We start from the raw sequence: 740 nt of genomic DNA on the forward strand, positions 1-740 counted from the left end.
AGCCTCACATCCTTTCGAATTCTTTCACTTTTTTTAACAGTTCTGTCAGCATATCCTTTTCTTTCAGTTGACTCTTTAATCTAAGATTTTCACGCCGCAAGCGTTCTAATTCATCAACCTCATCATCCGTTTTATGATGACCTCGTTTATCTATTAATGCATCATTTCCATTAGCATCATATTTCTTTACCCAAGAATAAACCTGGTTGTAAGATACATCATACAAGGATGCAGTATCTTTGTAATTACGTTCGTGATTTATACAGTATTCAACAATTTCTCTGCGTTCCTCAATAGTTGTTTTTCTTCTTGCTTCTGCCATATAGACCTCCCTTTTAGGATTATAATCCTTAAGTTCTCTATTGGCATTATAACGCATAATCCAGCCTCTGAGTACCGCCCTTGAAGAGATATTATATCTGGCAACAATATCGTCTACGCTCCCTTGTCCTGACAGGACAGCCTCTGCGCACATCTTTTTAAAATCTGACGAATAAGAGGAGTTTCCGGAAACCTTGAAAAATGCGGCGATTCCATAAAGCCTGTATTTGGCTACCCATTGCTGCAGCGTTGTTTTCCCAATGTTATATTTTTCTGACAGAAAAGGATAGGAACTCCCATCAAGGTACTCCTGTGAAACCTTTGCACGGAATTCTACTGTATGTGGTGATTTGGACATAAAAATACCTCCTAAGTAGCTTTTGGTTATTTCCATTGTCTACTTAAGAGGTATCATATCA

At 38.0% G+C, this 740-nt stretch carries 1 protein-coding gene; it reads right to left on the minus strand.

The genetic code is table 11. From position 1 onward, the window contains the following. Positions 1-4: 4 nt before the first annotated feature. Positions 5-679: a helix-turn-helix domain-containing protein gene (locus WMO65_RS26390; protein ID WP_148393146.1), complete on the minus strand. Its 675-nt coding sequence runs from the start codon at positions 677-679 to the stop codon at positions 5-7. Positions 680-740 lie beyond the last annotated feature (61 nt).

The sequence above is a fragment of the Blautia caccae genome, assembly GCF_040095955.1.
Classification (GTDB): domain Bacteria; phylum Bacillota; class Clostridia; order Lachnospirales; family Lachnospiraceae; genus Blautia; species Blautia celeris.

Excerpts from the sequence above, each read along its gene's own strand:
- WMO65_RS26390 (WP_148393146.1), bottom strand. The coding sequence starts at position 679 with ATGTCCAAATCACCACATACAGTAGAATTCCGTGCAAAGGTTTCACAG.